This is a genomic window from Chitinophaga tropicalis (assembly GCF_009758205.1).
GTDB lineage: Bacteria > Bacteroidota > Bacteroidia > Chitinophagales > Chitinophagaceae > Chitinophaga > Chitinophaga tropicalis.
Window position 1 is genome coordinate 297,293 of the sequence record NZ_WRXN01000008.1, and the last position, 26,708, is coordinate 324,000.

11 protein-coding genes are annotated in these 26,708 nt (G+C 46.5%); 5 read left to right on the top strand and 6 right to left on the bottom strand.

Features of this window, described 5'->3' with window-relative positions:
* Nucleotides 1-34 precede the first annotated feature (34 nt).
* A complete protein-coding gene (locus GO493_RS19090) occupies nucleotides 35-1,132 on the top strand; it encodes a FecR family protein (protein ID WP_157307826.1) in 1,098 nt (365 codons plus the stop codon).
* On the opposite strand, the gene GO493_RS19095 is transcribed toward GO493_RS19090, so the two are convergent.
* The 3 genes from GO493_RS19095 to nhaA all read right to left on the bottom strand — a co-directional run bounded on the left by GO493_RS19095 (nucleotide 1,133) and on the right by nhaA (nucleotide 4,556).
* Nucleotides 1,133-2,365, bottom strand: a complete 1,233-nt coding sequence (locus GO493_RS19095; RefSeq protein WP_157307827.1) for a BamA/TamA family outer membrane protein — start codon at nucleotides 2,363-2,365, stop codon at nucleotides 1,133-1,135.
* A gap of 77 nt (nucleotides 2,366-2,442) precedes the next feature.
* A complete protein-coding gene (locus GO493_RS19100; protein WP_157307828.1) occupies nucleotides 2,443-3,045 on the bottom strand; it encodes a hypothetical protein in 603 nt (200 codons plus the stop codon).
* Between the two features lie 188 nt (nucleotides 3,046-3,233).
* Complete coding sequence (nhaA, locus tag GO493_RS19105; protein ID WP_157307829.1) at nucleotides 3,234-4,556, bottom strand: Na+/H+ antiporter NhaA; 1,323 nt, start codon at nucleotides 4,554-4,556, stop codon at nucleotides 3,234-3,236.
* Between the two features lie 207 nt (nucleotides 4,557-4,763).
* On the opposite strand from nhaA, the gene GO493_RS19110 reads away from it, so the two are divergent.
* The 3 genes from GO493_RS19110 (at nucleotide 4,764) to GO493_RS19120 (ending at nucleotide 23,509) form a co-directional block, all read left to right on the top strand.
* The gene (locus GO493_RS19110; protein ID WP_157307830.1) at nucleotides 4,764-6,314 is read left to right on the top strand and encodes a WG repeat-containing protein; all 1,551 of its coding nucleotides are present in this window, start codon (nucleotides 4,764-4,766) and stop codon (nucleotides 6,312-6,314) included.
* Nucleotides 6,315-6,573: 259 nt separating this feature from the next.
* Nucleotides 6,574-14,337 carry a SpvB/TcaC N-terminal domain-containing protein gene (locus GO493_RS19115; protein ID WP_198315769.1) on the top strand — a complete coding sequence of 2,588 codons (7,764 nt, stop codon included), beginning with the start codon at nucleotides 6,574-6,576 and terminating at the stop codon, nucleotides 14,335-14,337.
* A gap of 67 nt (nucleotides 14,338-14,404) precedes the next feature.
* Nucleotides 14,405-23,509, top strand: coding sequence for a Tc toxin subunit A-related protein (locus GO493_RS19120; RefSeq protein ID WP_157307832.1), 9,105 nt, complete (start codon nucleotides 14,405-14,407; stop codon nucleotides 23,507-23,509).
* Nucleotides 23,510-23,634: 125 nt separating this feature from the next.
* Here GO493_RS19120 and GO493_RS19125 read toward each other — a convergent pair whose 3' ends face one another.
* The 3 genes from GO493_RS19125 to GO493_RS19135 form a co-directional block, all read right to left on the bottom strand.
* Nucleotides 23,635-24,168, bottom strand: coding sequence for a hypothetical protein (locus tag GO493_RS19125; protein WP_157307833.1), 534 nt, complete (start codon nucleotides 24,166-24,168; stop codon nucleotides 23,635-23,637).
* A complete protein-coding gene (locus GO493_RS19130; RefSeq protein WP_157307834.1) occupies nucleotides 24,146-25,612 on the bottom strand; it encodes an RHS repeat-associated core domain-containing protein in 1,467 nt (488 codons plus the stop codon). The genes GO493_RS19125 and GO493_RS19130 overlap by 23 nt, the downstream gene beginning before the upstream one ends.
* Nucleotides 25,613-25,752: 140 nt before the next feature.
* Nucleotides 25,753-26,196, bottom strand: coding sequence for a hypothetical protein (locus GO493_RS19135; RefSeq protein WP_157307835.1), 444 nt, complete (start codon nucleotides 26,194-26,196; stop codon nucleotides 25,753-25,755).
* 90 nt (nucleotides 26,197-26,286) lie between these two features.
* Here GO493_RS19135 and GO493_RS19140 point away from each other — a divergent pair, with 90 nt between their 5' ends.
* Nucleotides 26,287-26,532 carry a hypothetical protein gene (locus tag GO493_RS19140; RefSeq protein ID WP_157307836.1) on the top strand — a complete coding sequence of 82 codons (246 nt, stop codon included), beginning with the start codon at nucleotides 26,287-26,289 and terminating at the stop codon, nucleotides 26,530-26,532.
* Nucleotides 26,533-26,708 lie beyond the last annotated feature (176 nt).

A 26,708-nucleotide genomic window follows, 5' to 3' on the forward strand; every position in this document is an offset into this window, starting at 1 on the left:
CGGGAAGTACTACTACAATTATATTCGCACGTTTATGGATTACCCTAAGATTGACCTGGAACGTATAGATTTCCTGATTACGGAAGAAATTGCAGCAGTGATTTCAGAAGATGATCTGGCCTACCTGCACTGGGCTATTTCAGTCAATGAAACAGCCTACAGAATGCGGGAGGAAAAGCGGGCAAAACTATGTAAACCAGAAGTAATGGCTGAAGTTCAGAATAACTACAACCCCGAACAGATACTACAGAACATCCCTAAACCACACAATCGGGCATTAATACCGGAAATTGCCGCTGTACTGCTTATTGGGATAATTCTGCTTTATAAAAAGCCTCAACAGACAATCCCCTTACCTGTAAGCGGTAATACAGTCCGGCTTATCCTTCCCGGCGGAAAAGAAATAGATCTCTCAAACACAAAAGGTACTTTAAAAACCGGTTCTGTTATCCTGCAAACCAATCAAAAAACGCTCACCTATTCAGATGCCAATACCTTAGACAACAGACAAGCCACCCTTACCGTTCCACCGGGTAAAGACTACAGGGTCACGCTTGACGATGGCACAGAAGTATCACTCAACGCAACTTCCCGTTTGACCTTCCCTCTTCATTTTAACGGGAAGACCCGTAAAATTTCGATAAACGGAGAAGCATTTCTAAAGATAGCTGCGCATGCCAATCAACCATTCATTGTACAATTGCCTGGTAGCACAGTATATGTATTAGGCACTACGTTTAATATTAACAGTTATGACACTGCCCATATAAAGGTATCCCTCTTACAGGGAAAAGTAAGCCTGCAGCATGTGCAGGACAGTATAGTATTACAGCCGGGACAGGAAGCGCTGATCACAGAGAACAGTATTACTGCCCGATCTTTTGACCAGGATTATACCCTAAGCTGGCTCAACGGCATTTATGCGTTTAACAACAGCTCTCTCAATGAGATACTGCAGGTGCTTCCCCGCTGGTTTGATATTACACTTAAAATAGAAAACCCGGACCTCTCGAAAAAAAGATTTACAGGCATAATAGACCGCAATCAGCCGCTAAAAAACTCGCTGGAAGCACTGAGAATGACAAGCCATTTCAATTATGCCATTGAAGGCGATGTTGTACGTATCTGGTAATCAAAACGCCTCTCCCAGATTCAAACTAAACCGGCTCCCATACTTACTCACTCCATAATCAAACGCCAGGTTAGTACCTGATTTTTTATTGAACTTGATCCTCAACCCCGCTCCCACTGCCGGATGAGGCCGTGTAAACCTGTATTCATCGGGTTGAGTTACAGTATTCATATTTGCAAATACGGTGAATCCTAATAATCCGTTTCTTGTAATATCCCTGCGATATTCGGCTTCCAGGTCTATCAATCCTCTTCCTCTGAAACGGTTCTGTGTTATTCCTCTGCCGCTCCGGTTAGCAGGATCCCAGCCAATACTGGGAAGATCCAGGTAAGGGGTTTTAGAGCTTAATGATGTCCAGTAATATCCCCATAGGGCAAGTACATTCTGCGTATTCCCATCACCAAAACGAATATATCTTCTGTAATCTAAGTAAAGGGATTCCCAGTTCTCGTAGCTGCCCAGGAATTTCCGGTTTACCCTGAACACAGCATTAAAATAATGCCCGGATTGAGGGTTAATAGAATTCTGGCGACTATCTTTCAGCAGGTTCAGGGAAATACCGGAAGATACAGAGTGAGTGCCCTGTTCCGTACCGTATTTGTAGCGGACAAACTCCGGCAGGTCCAGCGAATCGTTGCCGGGCACCCTGATGGCAGAATACCAGTCCAGGTGATAACCAATACCAGCGAGCAAACCAGGTTTTACTTTACGATAAACTGTTTCGTAGAACCTGAAATAGTTATTGTTCAGCAACTGACGCTCCTCCTGAGGTACACCATTACCCAGCCCCCAGGTATATTGCGGATTGATGGCAAAACGCATATCTCCCGCCATATTATACCTGTTACCTTCCAGCCATACGTTCGATTTAAAAGAGAACGAAAAACGGCCGCTAAATGAAAAAGAAGGGGAAAAGGTGATGTTAGACAGATTGGTAGTTCTCCTGGGCCCCAGGTAAAAGGCGGCATTAGTGGAAGTGATCAGTGCAGTACCACCACCTGGAACATTTGTGGGAACAGGCACAAGGGAATAATATATCCGTCTTTTCCCCTTTTTGGGGAGCCTGTCGGACTTAATATGTACCACATTCTTCAATAAGTCTATCAGGTCTTTCCTGGGTACAGTGTCTTCATCTGCTCCATAATCATATTTCTGACGCAGAGAATCCGTCTTTTTCTGTGCAAATACACATACAGGGGTTATAATCAACAGTATCAACAGGTATTTCTTCATCAGAATACTCGGGTTTTAACAGCAGAAGCTGCAACGTACCCTGATGATTACCAAAATATTGTGCCAGTTACTTGTAATTACTGTGCCTGAACCAACATAAAGCCATCTGCTGACGGCCGGAGCACATATTTTATTGTTTTCCGGCTGGCAGCAGCAGAGCTGTTATCTGTCGAAAAACTACGCACCAGGTATTTTTCATCAATATAAATTGAATCGTGCCCTCTGTATTCACCGGCCTGCTGAGATGTCAGTTCCGGAAAATTGATGGGTTTCCCGGTTTTCCCATCAAAAGCATATGCATATACTTTACTGTAACCAGAGCTATCTGCTGTTCCGCGTGTAAAGCAATATACTTCAGGTCTGCCATCCTGATTCAGATCGGCAGTGGAAGCGTAGTAAATATTCCCTTCCAGCGGAGTGTTCACTTCGCTGAGATCACTCGCGCTGTCACGCCCGGTGATGGTTAGCTGCCGTAATGCTCCCTGTCCCCTGGAATTGACTGAAAAAGAATATTGCTTATAGGTCAGCTGCTGATTGTAATCTTCACTCTTATCTGTCTTATCTGTTGCCGGGGCAGCAGCAGTACTATCTCCGTTAACCTCTGTCCGCTGGCCATTATTACAACTCAGCGACGGCAGCAATAGTGCTCCTGACATCACGATAAATAATAACGTTCTCATCGTATCAGATTTTAAGTGTACTGTATAACGGGGCAAAATATGTTCCTAAAAAAATGCGCCGGCCTGCAGACTCACAAACTGCAGCCGGCGCTTGATCCAGCCTTAACAATTATTTATTTTACATAACAAAAGTAGCGGGCTTTATAAATCTGATAAATGATCTTGTTCAACAAATAAACTGATCTTCATCAGGCTCTGCGCAGGTGATTCTTCCTGGCTTTTCTTAAGATTAAAAGACCAACAGTACCTGCTATCAGTGAAGCTACCAGGATACCATATTTTGACTGCTCCGTCATCATAGCATCATCAAAAGCCAGCCCGGTAATAAAGAGAGACATAGTAAATCCTATTCCCGCCAGTGCCGCCACACCTGCAATATGTTTCCAGCTGGCGCCCTGTGGCAGCGGAGCTACGCGCGTACGCACCATCATCCAGGTAAATAAAAATACTCCCGTAAACTTTCCAACAACAAGACCCAATGCCACACCCAGGCTTACAGGGTTAAGCAGAGAGGAAAAGAAATTACTGCCAATATCCATCCCGGAATTTGCCAGGGCGAATAAAGGCATGATCATAAATGCCACCCAGGGGTGAAGTGCAAATTCTATTTTCTGTAAGGGGGTTTCTGCGTCAAGGCTCAGCTGTTTCATCTTTTCCAGGGCATGCAGCTGCTGCATGCTGATCAATGCGCCATCACGGCGCATTGCATTCTCAAATTCGTCCGTATACTTCCTTGCATGTTCTATATACTCTTCTTCATCTATTTTTGGCCGCGCAGGTATTGTAAATGCCACCAGTACACCCGCTATCGTAGCATGTACTCCCGACATCAGGAAACCAGCCCATACCACAATACCGAGCAACAGGTAAAAAAAGGCACTGCGTACGCCCAGCAGGTTACCCAGTCCCAGTAACAACAGGAAAGTTCCAGCTACCATTAAAGGTATAAAAGCGATATGCGCAGTATAGAAGAAAGCAATGACCAGGACAGCGCCAAGATCGTCTGCTACGGCCAGTGCTGACAGGAATACTTTTACCGATGCCGGGATGTGTTTACCTGCAAGAGATAATAAAGCCAGAGAGAATGCAATATCAGTAGCCATAGGAATACCCCATCCTCCTTCTGAAGACAGCCCCCTGTTGACCAGGAAATAGATGATGCCGGGGATCAGCATTCCTCCCAGCGCAGCTACCATAGGTAGTGAGGCTTTTTTCATGGAAGACAGTTCTCCCGCCATAAACTCTCTTTTCAGCTCCAGCCCTATCACGAAAAAGAACAAGGCCATTAGTCCGTCGTTGATCCAGACATGCAGGGGTTTATCCAATCCGCGGTTATTGAAGTGTACTGCAAAAGTAGTTTCCCATAGATGGTGGTAGGATTCGTGCCATACAGAATTAGCCCAGATAATGGCAACCACTACACTTACAAATAAAACTATCCCGCCGGTAAATTCCTGGTGGATGAATTTGTTGACGGGTCTTAATAAATACTCTATCGGTGATCTTGCCATCAAAAATAATTTATGAATACTAAAGGTTACAAATATACTATATGCTTGCAAAAATCGCTTTCACCTTCGGTGAAAGCGATTTTTGCAAGGGGGATTGGCCTGCGGCCGGCTGGAGAAAGGCGAAGTGATTTTTTGAGGACCGATTTGGAGCTGTGGTAAGCTGGAGAAAAGACAAAATCATTATCTTCGTTCCATTAAAGCATACCTATGAGATTATTATCGGCCCTTCTGCTTTGTATTATCCCATACATAGTATCTGCACAAAAGAAGAAACCTAAGCCTCTTATAGTCAATGATTTACCTGTAACAACGCTGGAAGCCCAACCTGAGGAACCAGACCCGGCCCTCTCTGAAGAAGCCCTGCAAACGGATAAAAAAGGCGAAAAATATGGTGTGATCAATACAGTCACAAAGAAAGTACTCATTCCCTATGAATATGAGCACATCGAAAAAAAATATGCTACGTTTTACTCCACTTCCTTCTTTTTCAAAGTAAAGAAGAACGGTTTGTATGGTATTAAAGACATTACAAAAAAAATATCAATTCCCACAGTATACAATAATATTGCGTATGACAGCAAGCCCTTTTTCCCTGCTGCCAGGGGAGGTAAATGGGGTATTATCAGTACTACAGGTAAGGTAAAAGTCCCATTCAGTTATGATACTGTTTTCAGTGACATGAATGCTTACGTGGTCAGGAAAGGGCAACTACAAGGCATTATTTCTGTGGAGGGAAAGATTTTGTTGCCGATTGCCTATACCTCCTTTAAGTCTTTCAGAAATTCATCGCTCAACGAAACAGACTGGCAGCTGATAGCTGATAGTCACTCGCATAAGGGCTTATGGAATATAGCAAGCCAAACCCTGGCTTTACCTGCTGTATTTGATCAGATCACGGATGTTTCTAATACACATGTCATAGTTGTTAACGCAGGTAAATACGGGGTTGTGACTACTCAAAATAAGCCTGCGGTGCCCTTCAGGTATGACTATATCAAATTTCTTTTCCTGAAAGACGCCAGTCAACCGCTGATAGCCAGAACCGGAGATAAGTATGGGCTGCTCAGTTCTTCCGGGAAGGAGCTGATCCCTCTCCAATACGATGATCTGCAAAGTATTTCTGCAGGCTTATACAAGGTATCAAATGCAGGAAAATATAAAGTAATAAATGCTGCAGGACGTATACTTACAGGCCAGGAATACGATCATATAGGCGTCTATGTGAACGGTAAGGCCACAGCCTATAAAGGGCAACAGAAAACCTTTATCGACACTCTTGGAGAAGCGGGCAATTTTCAGCCCTCTGACGATCTGGGATATACTGACCTGAAATCTCTTTTTGATGATTTTGCCCTTGCAATGAATGCTGAAAATGATTCATTGCTGGAACTTTTTTGCAAAAAAGTATGCCCGGATAAGCATACACTGGATTTTATGATACAGGCAAACCTGAAATACAGTACTTTCATTACTGACATTGTCAGAAACAAATATACCCTCGAATATATCAGGGAGAGCTGGTTTTCCCGGTTACAAGACACCCATCGTTACTGGGCAGCCAACGGCCTGACAGGTAAACTCCGTTATACAGGGAAGGAATACCTGAATACCTATCTGTGGAATGAAAAATATGCTGTTGAGACTTTTATGAAACCGGTGTTTTTTACTGCAGGAGATAAGAGCGTAAAGTTTCAACCGAATGATCTTACAAGAATTGACGGAAGATGGAAAGCGTTTAAGCTGCCTACGAGGATATAGGAAGAAGGCAACGGGAAAACCGCTCAAAAAAATGGATTTTGCATCAAAAGGCAAAATCCATTTTTTTGAGCGGAGCGTTTGGCCTACAGCCTGTTAAAAGGTTAAGCTGCTGTATTACCAGGAAGATATATATTTGGCAGATTAAACAACACATCGTAATTTTATTAGCACTGACAGGTAACTAGCCAAAAAAGAACGAGTTACACCCCAATATTACTAGCGAGACTTTATTAATTACCCCAAAAACACCATGTCTTTTATGTTTGAGGACATAAACAGAAGGAATACGTCTGTCCCATCGTCTCAGCATACCAATAATGAACCTGTAAATACCGCTTTAGAAAAACCGCAACAATCGGGCGTTTCTGAAAGCATACAGCTGCAGATTCCACAGGTAAACCTTCCAAAAGGAGGCGGGGCACTAAAATCTATTGATGAAAAATTTGAAGTGAATGGCGCCAATGGTACGGCCTCTTTCAGCATTCCTCTCCCACTCTCTCCTGCCAGGAACGGGTTCATTCCCACGCTTGCACTGTCATATAATTCAGGCGTGGGGAACAGCGCATTCGGCCTGGGATGGAGCTGTGACGTACCTGCCATACAACGGAGGACAGATAACCAGCTGCCTTTATATACGGATGATGATATCTACCTCTTTTCCGGCATGGAAGATCTTGTGCCTGTATTGGAGTATACAGATGACAAATGGGAGCCGAAAGTCACGACGGTTGGTGATTATACGATTAAAGCATACCGTCCGCGGACGGAGGGCAGCTTTTCGCGTATAGAACAAATATCTCACCCCATTAAGGGCGTTTACTGGAAAGTAACCACCCGCGAGAACGTTACTACCATCTTTGGGCGTAGTGATGGTAGCCGGCTGACACATCCGGACCAGACCGACAGCATATTCAAATGGTTGCCGGAGTTCAGCTTTGACTGCATGGGCAACTGGATACGGTATGAATATGCGGCAGAGAACAGGGACAATGTCCCGGCGTCCGCACATGAGCGGAACCGTCTCTCACCTGTTACCCCTCCGTTCTCCAACCTTTACCTGAAACGTGTTCAATATGCCAACAGGACACCTTACTATATGAGTCCTGCTGACGTATATGATCCGCAACCGCCGGCAGATGAACGTTATTTCTTTGAAGCCGTGTTTGATTACGGAGAGCATGATACAGATATTCCCCGGCCGGCAACAGATACTACATGGCCCTGCCGGAGCGATCCATTTTCACATCACCGGGCAGGTTTTGAGATCCGTACTTACCGGCTTTGCCACCGTATCCTCATCTTCCATTATTTTGAAGAACTGGGTGACGATCCCTGTCTTATCCGCTCACTGGACCTTACCTATAAAGGCTCTTCCATCAATAACAGCGGGCTGCATGAAGTGACCTATCTCAGCGCAGTCATTCAGTCAGGTTACATTCGCCGGCCTGATAACACCTATTCAAAGCAATCATTCCCTCCCCTGGAATTTCAGTACCAGGAACTGCACTGGAACAAAAGCATCCATAATGTATCTCCTGAAAGCACGCTGCATATGCCCGCAGGCATCAGCAGCGCGTACCAGTGGGTAGACCTGTACAATGAAGGTATTTCCGGCATTCTCTCGGAACAGGGCAGCGGGTGGTTCTATAAAAGTAATTATGGCGATATTGATGAAGACCATGATGTAAAGTTCTCCCATGCCCGTCCTGTTATACCCAAGCCATCTTTCCTGGGCATACAGGCTGGTACACTCACCATACAGGACCTGGACGGGGATGGCAGCAAACAGGTGGTTGTCAGTTCTGAGGGATTACAGGGCTATTTTCCGCTGTCTGACGAAGAAGGGTGGACAAGATTCCGTTCGTTTGAACAAAGGGCCAATATAAGGCCCAAAGACCCCAATATCCGTCTCTTTGATGTGGATGGGGATGGCCTGCCGGATATTGTGATGAGTGAAGACAATGTTTTCACCTGGTTTCCTTCCAAAGGCACTAAAGGATATGATGCCCGCAGGAGCGCGGCCAAACCGTTTGATGAGGAACAGGGAGCGGCTATTGTGTTCTCTGATCCGCAGCAGTGTATATTCCTGTCTGATATGACGGGCGATGGCCTGACGGATATTGTCAGGGTACGCAACGGGGAAATATGTTACTGGCCCAATACAGGCTATGGAAATTTCGGGGCGAAGGTGACCATGAGCAACGCCCCTGTATTTGACCATCCGGATGCCTTCAATTCTACGTTCATACAACTGGCGGATATCAGCGGTACCGGTGTCAGTGATATTATCTACCTGGGCAGGAACAGTTTCCGGGCTTTCCTGAACCTGAGCGGCAATGCCTGGAGTGATGCACAGGAAATTGATCCATTCTTCCGGATCAGTAAAACGGGGCAACTGGCCGTTATAGACCTGCTGGGCACGGGTACAGCCTGTATTGTATGGTCTTCAGACCTGCCGGCAGACAGCCAGGCGCCTATGCGTTATATTGACCTGATGGACAGCAGGAAGCCGCACCTGATGACCGGGTATAAGAATAACCTGGGCAAGGAGACATCCATCACCTATAAAAGTTCTACCTGGTTTTACCTGAAAGATAAACTGGAAGGCGTTCCCTGGATCACCAAACTGCCTTTCCCTGTGCAGGTAGTACACAAAACGTTACTGGAAGATAAGATCAGCAATTCGAAGTTCAGTGCAGAATATCACTATCATCACGGATATTATGATCATGCAGAACGGGAATTCCGTGGCTTTGGCATGGTTGAGCAGATAGATTCGGATATCTACAGTATATGGCAAAAGAACAATGCAGGCACTCAGCTTGAGCAGTCTGAAACATTGTTCCAGCAGCCTGTGCTCACAAAAACCTGGTATCATACAGGGGTATTCCTGAACCGGGGAAAGATACTTTCACAGTACGAGGAAGAATACTGGTATAATGTGCTGGAGAAAAAGGGATTTCCTGTTACTACTACAGAGCCATCATTGCCGGATGCACTTGTCAGCATAGCCGGCAATATAGCTCCCCAGGTAATGCAGCTCAGCACAGAAGAGCAGCGGGAGGCTTTGCGTATATGCAAGGGTATGATGCTGCGGCAGGAAGTGTTCTCGCTGGACAAGCCCCTGCTGAACCCCAGCGATGATGAAATAAAGAAGGAGCTTACCCCGTTCTATACTGCCACGCACAATTGCCATATCAAGCTGCTGCAGCCAAAGGCAGGTAACAGGTATGCGGTATTCAGCATAACGGAGAGTGAGGCGCTTACCATACAGTATGAAAGAAATCCTGCCGATCCCCGTATTTCGCATACACTTAACACGGTTATAGATGATTTTGGGCTGGTGCTTGAAAAAGCATCAGTAGTCTACCCCCGGCAGGATGATGATGCTACGTTACCAGCGCAGGTCATAGCTGCGCAGCATAAAACATTCATCAGCTACAACCAGTATACTTTTACCAACGATATTATTACACCGGAAATTTACCGGTTGCGGTTACCTGCTACAGTCCGCAGTTATGAGCTGACCAACATACCTAAAACGGGCACGATATACCGTTTGTCTGATTTCAACAACGTACTGGGCGCCGCTACTACAGAGATACCGTATGAGCAGGCAGCCGGCCTTCCTCCTTCCAGGCGGATCATTGAGGAGCAATGTACTACCTATCTCAATGATGGGCTGACGGCGGAGTTGCCGGTTGGTCAGCAGGGAGCTGCAGGGCTCAGATACCAGCAATACCAGCTGGCATTTACACCTTCTCTCCTGCTGCATGTCTTTGCAGGCAAGATCAGTGGTGCAGAAGCGCCTGCCCTGATGACTGCGGGGAAGTATGTGCAACGCCCGGGCCATACCGGCTGGTGGATACCTTCGGGTATCATTCATAATGTACTTGCCGGGGAGACCATTGCAGATGCAAAGGCACGTTTTTATGCCCCTATGAAGTATACAGATCCCACAGGTGCTGATACGACCGTTACTTATTACAAGGATTATTTCCTCCTGATCACCTCTACTGAAGATGCCCTGCAGAATGTAAATAAGGTAGATGCTTTCAATTTCCGCACGTTGCAACCTGCCATAGTGAGGGACAATAATGATAATATCACACAATCCCTCTACGATGAACTGGGTATGTTAAAAGCGGTGGCCTTCCTGGGTAAAGACCTGGACGGGGATGGAGCTGCAGAACTAAACGTTGCAGATGATCTTTCCGGTTTGCAGGAGATCACTTCTCCTGCTGAAAGGACAGCCATAGCGGCATTCTTCAATACAGAAGATTCTGTTTCGCTTATGACGGCCGCTGGCAGCCTGCTGGAACATGCTACTATCCGTTATGTGTACGACTATGAAAAGTACCGTACGAACGGCGCCCCGGTATCTGTATCTACTATTACCCGGTCAGTGCATCATGCAGATGTATCCCCGGATAATCCATTGGAACTCTTCATGGCTTTTGAATATACCGGTGGCACGGGACAGCCGGTCATGGCCAAAATGCAGGCAGCGCCCGGTATTGCCTCCAGGGTGACCATCAATAATGATAATACTTATACGGTGAGCCAGGTGGATACTTCGACACAGGTACCCCAGCGTCTCAGGTGGGTAGGTAATGGCCGTATTGTGCTCAATAATAAAGGGAAAGCTGTAAGACAGTATGAGCCTTACTTCTCTGTTACGCCATTTTATGAGAACCAGCCGGAGCTGGTGGAAACAGGCGTATCGCCTATTATCTATCATGATCCGCTGGGAAGGATAGTGCGCACGGTAATGCCGGAAGAGACTTTCACGCGGACGGTCTTCACTCCCTGGAAACGGGTGGTATATGATGTGAATGATAACGTTACACTCAGCAACTGGTATCATAAGCGGATCAACAATGAAATAGATGCAGAGCTGATAGCCGCAGGTAAAGACCCTGTACGGGAGAAAGAGGCGGCTCTGCAGACAGTCGTACATGATGATACGCCATTTACCATGCATCTGGACCCGCTGAACAGAGATATTTATGGAGTGGAGCATAATATTGTGGAAGGTGTTCCGGAGTTTTACGGCACATTCACTTCTATGGACATTGAAGGCAATATCCTGTCTATCAGAGATCCGCGCAATAACCCGGTTATGAGTTACCGGTACAATATGCTGGGACAGGCCGGTTACCAGCAAAGTATGGATGCGGGGGAGCGCTGGGCGTTCAACAATGTAGCGGGCAAGCCTGTTAAGACATGGGATGGCCGTAACCATATTTTCCTGTTCACGTACGATGTGTTGCAACGTCCGCTGGAATCCCGTGTTACCGGTGGAGATGGTCTGCTGCCGCTGGATAATGTATTCAGTAAAAACAGTTATGGGGAAACGGCCCCCAACAATAAACAACATAACCTGCGCGGTAAGGTGCATATCAGCTATGATTCTGCCGGGAAGATGGAAGCGGCCGACTATGATGCAAAAGGCAATCTTGTACTTTATCACCGTCGTCTTACTATTGATTATAAACAGCTGGTGAACTGGTCTGTTCCCAACCCGGATACCTTGCTGGAATTAGCCACCTATTCTACAACAGCCACCTACGATGCGATTGCCCGTATTACCCGTCATAGTTTTCCTGATGGCAGCATACTGGAACCGGGGTATAATGAAATGAGCCTGCTGAAAGAGATACGGGTGAATGATGCTTTCTTTGTAAAAAACATAGAGTATAATGAGAAAGGCCAGCGTAAGAGGATTGTGTACGGAAATGATGTGAATACCCGTTATGTGTATGATAAGCTGACCTTCCGGCTTAACCGGCTGGAAACGAAGCGTAATAATAATGATCCGCTGCAGGACAACTATTATACTTACGATCCTCTGGGCAACATCACTCATATTGCTGATAAAAACATTCCTGTTGTTTTCTTCAATAACCAGAAAACAGAGGGTGTTTCCCGTTGCAGGTATGATGCTGTATACCGGCTTACAGGTGTTGCCGGCAGGGAACATGCTGCAGCGGCTGCTTTTGATCCGGCAGACAATTACAATGACCATCCTTTCCTCCAGGAGTACAGCCAGGGAAATGCACTGGGATGGCGTAACTACACACAGGAATATCATTATGATGCGGCAGGCAACCTGAAGCAGATGAAGCATACGGCGACAGGTGGCGACTGGACAAGGGATTATACACCGGATGCAACCAGCAACCGTTTGTTGTCTACTACTGTTGGCGCCTCTACATTCGCATATACTCATCATCCGGCACATGGTTACATTACTGCTATGCCGCACCTTACGGTAATGGAATGGACTTTCAAGGACCAGTTGCAGGCAGTATCCCGTCAATCTGTCAACGCGGGTACACCGGAAACTACCTGGTATGTATACGATGGTAGTGGCAAACGTACCAGGAAGATCACGGAAAGGCAGGCGGGAGAAGGTGTTACTCCGCTGAAGAAATCACAACGTATCTACCTGGGCGCGGTGGAGCTGTTCGAGGAATACGACAATGCCAACAATGTTACGCTGCAACGTAATACCCTGCATATACTGGACGATACACGCCGTATTGCTTTGATAGAAACACGTGTTTCCGGTAATGACGATGCTCCTGCGCAACTGGTGCGTTACCAGTTTGACAATCACCAGGGGTCTGCCTGTATTGAGACAGACCAGGATGCCCGTGTGATCAGCTATGAAGAATACCATCCGTTTGGCACTACCTCTTACCAGGCTGTTGACAAAGATATTAAAGCTGCATATAAGCGGTACCGTTATACAGGTATGGAAAGGGACGAAGAAAGCGGCTTCCAGTACCATAACGCCCGGCATTACCTGCCCTGGCTGGGCAGATGGCTCAGTGCCGACCCTATAGGTATAGGCGATGGACTGAACGTATACCGTTATGCGAAAAACAATCCGCTGATGTATGCTGATACCAGCGGTACCTCCTGTGCTGATTCGGTGCCTATAGAGACCAATGAAAAGAAAACAAAAGAGAAGAAAGAGAAAGAAGAAATGGCAGAGGCAGCCGTGGGCGCCCTTACCGGAGGTAAGGGAGGGGAAGGACCCGGGAGCGGAGGTGGAGGTTCCGGCAGCGGGGATGGTCCTGCTCCCGGAGGGTCAGATGCAGGCGGCTCAATAGGTGAAAGCATACTTAACGGGCTTAAAGGGTTTGGCAGATGGATAGGTGAAGCCCTGGGCAAGTTATGGGACTGGATAAAGGGCGCTGCCACTACGGTATGGAACTGGATAAAGGGTGCGGCAAGTTCAGCGTGGGAATGGATAAAGGGTGCGGCCAGCACTATCTGGGAGGGTATTAAAGGAGCGGCCAGCGCGGCGTGGGAATGGATAAAAAGTGCTGCCAGCGCGGCCTGGAACTGGATAAAGGAAACTGCCAGCGCCGTATGGGAATGGACAAAGCAGAAGGCAGCGGAGTTCTGGAACTGGTTTGCGGGTGATGATGGTTTCCTGGAAGATTTTTTGGAGATAGTGGGGCATCTTACCTGGGGATCTCTGGCAACGGCAGCCGGTCTTCTTTTCAGCATTTTCAATTTCACTATCGGCAACCTGGTAGTGGCCATTCATAATGCCATTGCTGATCCAGGCAAGCGGTGGGAATATGCCAGCATTTCAATAGGCGGTCCTAACAACGAAGATGACATTATCGGCAACTATGGAGGGATACTTAATGCCGGCGGGCTTGGAGCTGCCGTGACCCTCGGGCCGTTCGTATTCTTCCAGGGCGCCCCACATGAAGCTCCTCCAGCGGCAAAAGGTATACAGGATTATTATGCGCACCATGAAGCGGCATCGTCCATTTATAAATCCGTTGCCCACCTCCATACTGCCGAGCATGAAGAAGGGCATGAAGATCAGAACCTGCTGTATGGTCCGTTGACTTTGCTTTTTGGCCTCATATTCAGCCTGCTGCCCAATGCAGGTGGTGCAGACAAAAAATCGGGATGGTACTGGTATGACAGGCAGGCCAATAAATGGTCAGGCGGCAACAGCATCATTAATCCAAATACAGGCGTACATCCTTAATAGTTTCGATCAGGCCGCTGCAGGGCGGCCTGACCAGGATTAACATTCATATTTAAACCCCAATAAAATGATACCTTCAACTAACATCGTTTACAAGGTATATGGTACCGTAAGAGACGCACTGGGCAATCCTGTTCCCAATATACTGATCAGGACCTTTGACCGCGACCTGCGCAATGAAGAGCTGCTGGGAGAGAAACTGACTGATGAAGCAGGCAAATATGAAGTGCTTTATAGTCCGACCTCTTTTCAACGGGCAGAAAAACAATATGCGGACCTCTCTGTAAAGGCTTATGATAATACCGGCAAGCAGGTGCTTTATGAGCCGACGGTAGATGAGATCATTTTCAATGCTCCTGCTGTGCAGAAAGTGGATATCATTATCAGGGTAGCTATTAAACCCCGGGAAAATGAATTTGAAAGCCTGCTGCGTACAGTGGCTCCCCTTATAGAAAATATTCCGCTTACCACTTTACATGAAGAGACGAAGTTACGCGACATTACTTTCCTGGCAAAGGAAACAGGAGTTCCGGCGATCCGGCTCCATTATCTTGTTGTTTCACACCGGCTGCAGGCGCTTTCGAAAATAGACGCTGCATTCTTTTATGGGCTGCTGCGTAAAGACACGCTATTAAAACTGGACATTAACAGGGCATTTAATGCCCGTGTGCAGATAGACGTTAATTCTGAAGATAAACCTATTCTGTATGATGTGGCCCTGGCTGATGAAAAGCAGGTCAGTACAGACATTACGACGGCCATCAGGGAGATGATCATCCCGGAGCGTGTAGGCGGGCAGCTGCGGGAGATAATGGCTATGCTCAGCCAGTACCGTGATGAAGCGAGGAAGTTTGAAGAGGAAGAAAAGATGCGGAGGATCACAGCTACGCTGACCAATTTCCTGATGAAGGACAAACTGGGAGAAATGCAGCAGCTCTTTGATACTAACAGGGAGGATTATACTAAGTTCCTGGATGCTATTACCTCTGCCAGCTTTTTTGCTACGGAAGAAGATAAAAAGCGTACGCAGATCACCCTGGCGCTGGCGGATGTACTGGGTTTTAATGATAAGATCATCAATACTGTAGCGCAATCGCAAAAGATAAACAGACCGGAGGATATCAAAAAGCTGGCTAAGCTTAACAGCGCCGGGTGGAGGGATGTGCTTACACAGTCTACCAGGGACCTGAGCGTAGAGCCTGACCTTATTAAAGTGCATGCTTCTGCCCTCTCCCGCAGAATGGAGGCGGAGTACCCTACCATGGCATATACTGCGCAGCTTGAGCGTGCCAAAGAGAAGACCGGCGCACATCATGATGCTATCCTGAAACTGTTGACTGAAAACGAAGATTTTGATCTGCAGCGCTCCAATATAGATACCTTCTTCCGGGAAAAAGGCAGCAGGGACGCTACCGTTACGGAACCTGTATTGAGAGAGCTGAAGTCCATACAACGTGTGTTCAAACTTGTGCCAAACTATTCCAAGACCAATGCCTTATTGTCCAGGAAGGTACATTCCGCTCAGAGCATAGTAGCTACCGGTGAAACGCGCTTCATCAATGAAGTTGCCCCGGCCTCCGGTATATCGCGCAAGGAAGCAGAGAACATTTACAACAAGGCCAGTAATATACAGGCTGCTTCTATGATCATAGCGGGAGATCTGCAGGATACTATCCGCAGTATGGAGGTTGCCGCGTTGAATGTAGAGACGCTGTCCCTCAAGCTGAAAGCTATCAGCAAAGACTTTCCCAATCTCAAGACCCTTTTCCAGCTTTCTGATCTTTGTGCATGTGAGCATTGCCGTTCTGTGTACAGTCCGGCCGCCTACCTGGTGGAGCTGTTACAGTACCTGGACAAGCGTACTGTCAGGAACCTGGATGTAGACCCTAATGCCCCGGTACGGATAGCCAAAGATGTGCTCTTTGAAAGAAGGCCGGATCTGGGTGAGATAGATCTGGGTTGTGAGAATGCCAATACTCCGCTGCCTTATATAGATCTTGTCTGCGAGTTGCTGGAAGAAGCCATCAGCCCGGACCCCGGCATTGTCTACAATGGAGCGCTGGCCAATGGGAAGATACCGCCTGCCTTGCAAACTTTGCTGAATACGAATAAGATACCTGTTACTGCCAATGCGCTTGTGTATGAACCGCTGGACGCTGTCATCAACCCGGCTTATTACCTGCGTGACGAGGGTGTAGTATGCAAGCTCTCTCCCGTAGCCCCCAACCAGTGGACGGTAAAACTGTTGCATCAGACCTTTGCTTCTGCCGAGGAGCTGGCGGCGGCGCCGGAATATGTGAATGAACAGGCATATAATCTTTTAAGCACACAACAGTTTGCATTCAGTCTCCCGTTCGATCTTGCTCATACAGAAGCCCAGGCATACTTTTCCCGTTTCGGCATTGGCAGGGCTCAGCTGATGCAGGACCTGCAGGTAGGCGCAGTACCTCCTGCAGAGGCCATAGCAGCTGAAATACTGGGGTTGACACAGGCAGAGCGTAACCTGATCATTACCGCCGATGCTGCCAACCAGGAGCTTTACTGGAATACGGGAGCGCCTAACGTTGTCAACTATATGAAAGTGGTTGACAATATGCTGCAGAAGACCGGGCTGACCTATGCAGGTCTTGATACACTGCTGAACCTCTCCTTTATAAACCCTGACAACAAACTCTTTATACAGCATCTTGATACCGGTTGCGATACTACGCAAAAGGAGATTGCCAACCTGGACGATGCTGCTCTTGACCGGATACACCGTTTTCTCAGGCTGGTTAAACTTACGGGGTGGAAGCAGGAGATACTGAATGAGGTGATCATGCAGAAAAAACTGGGAGATAAGAAGCTGGATGATCCGTGCCTGACGGCGCTTTCCAAACTGCAAACCATTAACCAGATTACTGGTATTAAACGGGAGGAGCTGATAGGCTTTTATGGGGAGATACCTCATACAGCCATCCCTGGTTCTACGGTAAAACCGCTTTATCAGCAGGTGTTCCTGAATAAGGCAACCACCGGTTTCCTGGATGAGACATTGTTACCTGCATTGGTGAATGGCAGTACCACGTTAGCCAGTCATGCTACCAGTCTTGCAGCCTGCCTGCAACTCTCTGCGCAGGACTTTACCCGTATTACCGGAGCGATGGCCAATACGGACCTGACGTTTGCCAATCTCAGTCATCTCTTTGCTGTTGCAAGATTGTGCAGGAAGCTGAAGCTTTCTGTAAGCGACTATCTCCTGTACGCTACGCTGACAGGGCTGGATGTTTTCAGTCTGCCCTCTATTACTGTAGATTTCATCAATCATATCAATATAGCCAAAGGTTCTCCGTTAAAACCTGCGGAAGTGAAATACATGCTGCGTCATGAGGCTGATAACCTGGCTGAGCTGGAAATTGCGGATGATAAGATCACGGCTTTCCTGAACAGTATACAGCAAGGCTATCAACAGGCATTTAATACCAATAAATCGCCTTATGATGCGCTTCTTTCTGCTGACGAGCTGAAAGAGCCACTGAAGAACGGACTGGCCAAATTACCCGGTTTTACGGAGGAGACGGTGAACAACTTCCTGAAAATGGCGGACGATGCCTGGGCTAGTCCGCCGGACCCTGTTGCTGCCACTTATATCAGCGATCAGCTGCTTCCATTCTTTGCGCCGGCTGTTATTGCCAATATACAGGCTTTGCAGGCGGCTATCACCACTGCCCTGCCGGCCAACCTGGAGGCAGCCCGGAAAGCGTTTATGGAAGCTATCTTCACGGCTTTATCAGAATACTTCTTCCTGGCAGACAAAACAGATCTGCTGACCACTACCCTGGCCAGCACCTTCAAGGCGGAGGAAGATCTTGTCACTGCTGTATTAAGCAGCGCCAGGTTGAAGCAACCGGCTCCCGGCACGGCTTTTCTGCGGGATATATTGCTATCTGATACACTTATAGATAAGGTGAACCAGCCTCCGGCACCTCCTCTTATCACTCCGGCAGGCTTTATACAGCAATACAATGCTGTCAGGTTACTGCATAAGCTCTTCCCCCTGCTGAAAGTGTTGAAACAGGACCCGGACACTATAGCCTGGCTGCTCAACAACAATGCTTCTATGGGATGGATGGAGCCGGACAGTATTCCATATGCCGGGTCGCAGACACCTGTTACCTATACGGTATGGGAAAGTTTTGTACAACTCCTCTCTTTATTGAATACCCTCACTCCGGTACCTAACCCGGGAGATGCGGAAAATCCGCTGACCTTCTTTTCCCTCATTGCCCTACTCCAGAATGGGGCAACTACCCGCCAGCAATGGCTGGATGCCTTTGCCCTGCTTAACGGATATGATCGCGATGTGCTGGATGATGCGGACCTCTATTTTGGATTTTCGAATCCTGACCTGGCGCAATACCATAATATTTCTACCTGGCTGAAACTGGCCACTGCTATGCAGGACCTGCGCATACTGGGTACAACGGCCAGCGTTGCAAAGGAATTTATAAAACCGGTGCTTACCATGACCGATACGGGTCAGCTGCGCATGACGCTGAAAGCACGTTACGAAGAAGATCTCTGGCTGGATACACTCAAAGAGGTCATGAACACTGTGCGGCCTAAAAAGCGGGATGCCCTGGTAGCTTACCTGCTGGCCACTACTGCTGGTATACAGAGCCCTAATGACCTGTTTGACTATTACCTTGTAGACACCCAGATGGAAGCCATCATGCCTTCCTCCCGTATAGTACAGGCTCATGGCACCATACAGCTGTTTGTACAGCGTTGCCTGATGGGACTGGAGCCAACCGCTGCGGCAGACAGGAACACTGATTCCGGCTGGGAGCAGTGGAAATGGATGAAGAACTACCGTGTATGGGAAGCCAACAGGAAAGTATTCCTCTACCCGGAGAACTGGATTGAGCCTGAGCTGCTGGATGATAAGTCCTATCTGTTCTCTGAAATGGAAGAGCAGCTGTTGCAGGACGAAGTGAATGAATTCACTACAGAAGATGCTTTGATCCGTTATCTTGAAAAACTGGATGATATTGCCTTCCTGGAAGTAGTGGCAGAATATTACCAGGCAGATATTTATACACTGCATGTTTTTGCCCGCACCAAGACCGGCGATCCGGCCTCTTATTATTATCGCCGCTTTGAGCAGGAACGCTACTGGAGCCCGTGGGAGAAAGTAGACCTGGACATTACCAGCAACCAGCTGCTGGCTTTTGTGCACAATCACCGCCTCTGCCTGGCCTGGCCTATTTTCACGGAAATTCCCAACGACAACCACCAGGTTACCATTCCCGGTGTATCTGCCAATGAAAGCGCCCCGAAGGACATGAAGAAGGTAGAGCGCAAGCTGAAGATACAGATAGCTATCAGCCAGTTTGCCAATAAGCAATGGCAGCCTAAGAGAGTATCGCGGACGGGCATTATGACGCCGGATTACTTTACAACAGACAAGTTTGACCAGGACGCCTATAACCTCATGTACTTTGAGTTCTCTCAGCAGATCATGGTATTCCATACCTACACAGAAAATATACAAGAGTATCATTATATGGATGGGCTCTTTAACCTTGCGGGTTGTAAGGGATATCCCGAGCTTACTGACGCCAAACCTAACTGGTTTCCGGATTTCTTCCCGGATTTCAAAGATACCCTGCTGGGTTCTGACAGGTATAAGGAACTGAATAAAGATGCGGATAACGCCCTCTCTGTTCGTAATGCTTTCCTCTTCTTCAATTTCTTTGATCTGTTGCAGGAGACGCCGGGCACTTTCAGGCTTAGCTATCCGCATCAGTTCACCTGGATAGATATGCTGGCCATGCTTTACCAGATCATCATGAAGAAGATACTGGCCAACGTCACTGACGCGGGCGGCAGAAGTATCAAGGTGCTGCTGGGTACATTGCTGCCTTATTTCTTTGAAGACAGTAAGCATAACTATGTGATAGTACCGGGCTTTTATGGAACGGATAAGGACCCGCAAACAGGTAAACCTATTACGGTAAAGAGAACGTATACGGATGTACTGAAACTGCTGGAAGCTGTTATTGCGCTTTACAACAAGTATGTACAGATCGTAAAGGAAAATCCCGGTATGCCGGCGGCAGACCTGGTAGCCAAGCTGATAGCCGATCCTGACTTCCAGGATATTGTGAAGGAATGGAAGGTATATAAAACGCTCCAGTATGGAGAGCAGTTCCGGAATTTCTATCATCCTCTTTTATGTATGCTGCGGAAAACCCTTTACAAGGATGGTATTCCTGCATTGATGAAACGGGAAACACAGCTGACCGTTACCAAATTCGATTTTAAAAACTATTATAAACCCGGTGTGCTTGTGCCTGGCCCGCTACCCATAGAAGACATAGACTTTAACAGTGATGGCAGTTACAGCGGCTATAACTGGGAGCTTTTCTACCACACGCCCATGATGCTGGCTACGCGGCTAAGCAGGGACCAGCGGTTTGAGGAAGCGCTGGTGTGGTTCCATTATATCTTTAATCCTACGGGTGCACTGGAAGGCAATCCGCCGCAGAAGTACTGGGTTACAAAGCCTTTTTATCAGCGGCTTACGCCCGAGTACCTGGAGCAGCGTATAGACAACCTGCTTACCAGTGTGGCTGATCCCAATACACCGGAGATCAAGGAACTGGAAGCTGCCATTGACCAGTGGCGCACCAAGCCATTCATGCCTCATGTGGTGGCGCGCTTCCGTCCTGTTGCCTACCAGAAGGCTACATTGATGAAATATATTGAGAACCTGGTGGAATGGGGTGATAACCTGTTCAGGCAGGATACGATGGAATCTATTACGCAGGCCACCCAGATGTATATACTGGCGGATAAGCTGCTGGGGCCTAAGCCCCGTATTATTCCGCCGGCGGTGAAAGTGCCTTATGAGACATATAACCAGCTGGAACCAAAACTAGATGCCTTTGGCAATGCCTTGCTGGAATTTGAGAACCTGCTGCCTGACCTATCTGTTCTGCCGCATGGCGGGGCAGAGCTGCCTCCTCCGCCCATTACCATGTCCAGCCTGTATTTCTGCATTCCGCAGAACGATCAGATGCTGGCCTGGTGGGATGTGATAGCAGACCGTCTGTTCAAGATCCGCAATTCCCAGAATATTGATGGTGTGGAACGTGTGCTGGCGCTCTTTGCTCCGCCGATAGACCCCGGTATGCTGGTACGTGCCGCTGCTGCAGGGCTGGACCTTTCCAGTGTCATCGCCGGTTTGAATGCGCCGCTGCCTATTTACCGGTTCAATATCATGTCGCAGAAAGCGACTGAGCTGATACAGGAAGTACGCGGGCTGGGGAGTGCGCTCCTGCAGGCATTGGAAAAGAAAGATGCTGAAGCGCTGGCCCTGTTGCGGAACGACCTGGAACTGAAGCTGCTCAAGACCATTCTGGACATGAAGAAGATACAGGTGAAAGAAGCTAAACAGCAGATAGAAGTGCTTAACCGTACCAAAGCCATCACGGAAGAACGGGACGCTTACTTTTCAGCCATTGAGAATATCAGTCCCAGTGAACAGCTTAACCTGGATAAGCTTTCTGAAGCGCACGACTTCCAGATGGCAGCACAGATAGTACAGGCTACCGGCGCCATATTAGGCCTGATACCTGATTTTGCGCTGGGCGGACATGGTTTTGGCGGTTCTCCGGCGGTGGACGTCACCTTTGGAGGCACCTTCCTGGCTACCGCCGCCAATGCCGCTACAGCTGTGCTGAACATACTCAGCGGAGTAGCGTGCTATGAAGCCAACAGGGCTTCTATACTGGGAGGTTTTGAAAGACGGTACAGTGACTGGAAGCTGCAGGAAAGACTGGCTAAACTGGAAATAAAACAGATCGATCAGCAGATAGCAGCTGCTGAAATAAGGGTTGATATAACAGAGGCTGATGTGAAGAGCCAGGAGCAACAGATAGAGAACAACGAGAAGACAGATGAGTTCATGAAGGAGAAGTTCACGAACAAGGAACTTTACCAGTGGATGATAGGTAAGATCAGCGCTGTTTACTTCAAAGCCTACAAGCTGGCTTATGATGTTGCCAGGAAAGCAGAGCGTTGCTATCAGCATGAACTGGGCAATACAAATACCTTCCTGCAGTTTGGCTATTGGGATAACCTGAAGAAGGGCCTGCAAACCGCAGATCAGTTGTTCTATGACCTGAAGCGAATGGAAGCCAGTTACCTGGATACCAACAAACGTGAGTATGAGATCACCAAGCATATCTCACTCGCCCAACTGGACCCACTGGCGCTTATACGCCTGCGTGCTACCGGAGCATGTGATTTCCAGGTACCGGAAGCGCTCTTTGATATGGACCATCCGGGACATTATTTCCGTCGTATCAAGGCAGTCAGCATTACGCTGCCATGTATTGCCGGTCCGTATACATCTGTCAGCGCCAGGCTTTCTCTTGTCAATAACAGGTACCGTAAGAACACAGCCAAAGCTGTTGGGTTTACTGATGATAAGACGGCTTATGAGGAAGTTCCAGGCAATGATGACCGTTTTGTTTACAATATAGGTACTATACAGTCTATCGCCACCAGTAATGCTCAGAATGACAGCGGCCTGTTTGAGCTGAATTTCCGTGATGAACGTTACCTGCCTTTTGAATATACAGGAGCTATTGGTATGTGGCGGCTGGAACTGCCGGCTGGCGTTCGTTTGTTTGATTACAACACCATTGCCGATGTGATCATTCATCTGAAATATACTGCCCGTGAAGGAGGCAGTACTTTAAAGACGCTGGCTGCCAATACGCTGAAAGATAAACTCGCAGAGATTGGCCAGGAGCTGAATGAGACCGGCCTTCACCTGGCGCTGAACCTGCGGTATGATATGCCGGATGATTGGAACCTGCTGAAAAAGACCGGTACTGTCAGTATGCAGATCGCTAAAACGAGGTTGCCTTATTTCATGCAGCCGTTTAATAGTGAGATTGAGAAGGTAGTTGTGCTGGCAAGGTTTAAGAACACACCAGGATCGGTGAACTTTACGCTTAATGCCGCGCCGTTTGATCTTAATCCGAAGCCGGAATGGTCGGTTTTCCTGAATGAGACAATGGCTATTGACCTGGATACTTCGTTTACATTAGCAGCTCCATTGCCGTTGTTGAATGATATGGAGGAACTGGTATTTATTGTGAAGTATAAGTTTGCGTGATATTATTGGATAAGATAAGAACTACTGGGCTGACCCAAAAAGGTCAGCCCGGTCTATGTTAGCCATAACTCAGTTACAAACTCTCTCTTCCAATCGATAATTTCTATTTTTTTGATAAATTTTTGCTAATTGTAAAACTTCGAACTTTCTTCAATATCTTGTTTAAGAACTGGATACACTGACCAAACAGACTCATTATTCGTAGTATAATAATCCAAAATTTTTATCTTATTATTGAATTTAATAACTAATTCTCCCTTCCCTCTACCACTTTTTTCTTTATAAGGAATTGATCCAATTATTACCGGGAGGATAACCATAGAATCTCTTACAAAGACCTTCATGCTTTTATCCTGATATTCATAATCTATTACGTACTTCTCTCCAATCTGATAAAGTAAATCTTCTTCTTTATCAAAAGATATAAGGTAACCAGGTTCCTTAAGTCTTGCTGTAAAAAAGTCATTTCCTGTAATATGCTTACTTGGAAAGAAGTATTTTTGGCGATTGTGAAATAACAAATAGCCAGTTCTGGTATTAAATACCCGATCTTTGTGAACTAATAACTTATAGTCGCAAGAAGTAAAAACTGTCATCAAAATTAACAGCTGAATACTCAGCTTTTCTATAAGAAATTTACTGCCCTTTAAGTTTTCCATATTGATCCAAATCTACTACAACATTTGAAATAAAATTATCGCTTTGCTTTGCCTTACTCAATTCCAAAATTTTCTGTCCCAGATTATTATAATGAGTTTGGCTCACTTGGGCGTTAGATAGCTGATGCGCATCTCCCATTATGTCATTTTTATAATTAGCAGAAGTTTCTTTCAATCCGTTTTTCCCAGCATATCTATCACTCAACCCATATTGATGAAGTGTTTCATGAAGCGCAGCCAAGGCTGATGAATAGTAAATACTAGTACTTTTTAGTACTGATTTTCGTGAGGTAAGGAGTTCTCTCCCTACAACCATATTTATACCATTTCGCTTTTCCAATTTCTGTTCATAATTAATTTCTGCTCTTCCATCAGGCCCCTTGATTGCCTCATTGCTCGCCCCATCCTTTAGCGGATCAAGAACAAGCATATTCTCTGCCGCAGCACCACTACCCGCTTCCTCTATTCTTTTCCTGTCTTCATCTGTCCCAACTTTAAAATTCATCTTAATAGAGATAGTCCATACATTACCATCTTCATCCGTATAGGAACCACTAAATCCTTTAAATCCAGAGGCAGCTTTGTTGTAATCTTCAGCCTTGGATCCAGCATTCTGACCAAAAACGTAAATATCTGACGAGAGCTCTATAGCCCCAGTTTCTCTATTAATGCTAATACGCACATCTTTCCCATCTGGATCTACAAATATCACAGGGTTGTTTAAGGCATAGTTATAAGGAGAAATAGCCTGATACTTTTCAGATTTCGCATCAATGCCATGCCACCTCCCAATCTGCTGATCATACATCCTCGCACCATAATCATACCACTCTAGTCCACTTCCATTCGCAAACTCTCCACTCTGTAACTCCTTCCCATTATATTTCAACCTATTCTCAGTGTAACTGTTACCTTTCAAGGCATTCGCACTTATCCCAGCCATTGTCAACCCAAACGGATAATAATGTGTTTCTTCCAACAACGGCCCGCTATTATGTACGACCACCAGGTTGTCAAAAAACACGTCTTCTGCACTTTCATTAGAGGAATAAATATAAATAAATCCTGTCTTCTTTATCACCAAACTTCCGGTTTCCAGCGGTTGAATAACGTTCGGACTACCCTGTACCTGCCTGACCCCACTATTCTCATTCACCATTTTAAACTGATCATCGAACAGAACATAATTCAAATAAGCTTTAGGCTTATCACTTAGGTTCTGTAACGGATCTGTATTCTTTAAGACCTGGTAATCATCTCCTGTAAAGTTATTGGCAATGGGAGCATTAACGCCAAGAGCGGCATGAACTCCTTCAGTCAGATTTCCTGTGCTGAAAGCAGAAATAGCAGCTATCACCATTTCTTCAGCAGTGGCGGCAGACTGGCTGGCGCCGGCATTCTGATAAAAGGCCTTTGCAACCGCCTGAATAGTATCTCCTGCCATGACTCTCAGCACTAATGAAGGCCCTATCTTAGCGGTATTCTTATTCAGTTTTGCCAGATAAGTATTAGGGTTTGTCGTTGCATCTTCCGGATAACCAGCAGGTAATGTTGAACGGGTAGCCTAGTCACAAAACCAAAAAATCATTCACCAGGCAAAGAGAATTCTGCGCCATCTAAGGATTTCAACATTTTTTCAATCACCTCATGATCCTTTGAATTAATTAACCAATATGAAGAATCTACCAATTCAATAACATATTCGCAATTCCGAACCATTTCGTCATCAGTAGAGAACCTTCTTAAAACTCCTTTGTTTTCACTTCCACAAATAAGCACTTCTATTATTTGGTCAAATTGATTCGCTAAAGCAAGTAAGTCCTGCCAACTTAATACAACTCCGGCTAATGAAGCATTTACCAACTCTTCATATTCCAAAACATTGGAATTATCCTTCGATCCCACTGCCCTTATCCATAAAAGCGACCAAACCGTTTCTCCTTCATCGATGCATCTTAAAATATCTAACAATTGAACATTTAAGACGTTAGAAGATGAACCGCGTATTATTATTTCCCTTGCAACCATGGTAAATATCTTTTATAATCTATGTTTAATTCTACTTTGCCAAGTTAAAATGGATGAAAAGACAGAACTTAGCATTATATTGCCTATTTCATGCAGCCGTTTAATAATGAGATTGAGAAGGTAGTAGTGCTGGCAAGGTTTAAGAACACACCAGGATCGGTGAGCTTTACGCTTAATGCAACCCCGTTTGATCTTAATCCGAAGCCGGAATGGTCGGTTTTCCTGAATGAGACAATGGCTATTGACCTGGATACTTCGTTTACGCTGGCAGCTCCATTGCCGTTATTGAATGATATGGAGGAGCTGGTGTTTATTGTGAAGTATAAGTTTGCGTGATATTATCAGATAAGATAAGGCCTGCGGGGCTGATCCTTTTAGATCAGCCGAGACTGTAAAATGAACTGTGTCAAAGGTTAAAATAATTTCCTGACCTTTAACACAAGTTTCTTTTTATGAGCAAGAATGATCAATTTGATTACGACGGCCTCAAGAAAAAGGCCTTAGAACAGTTT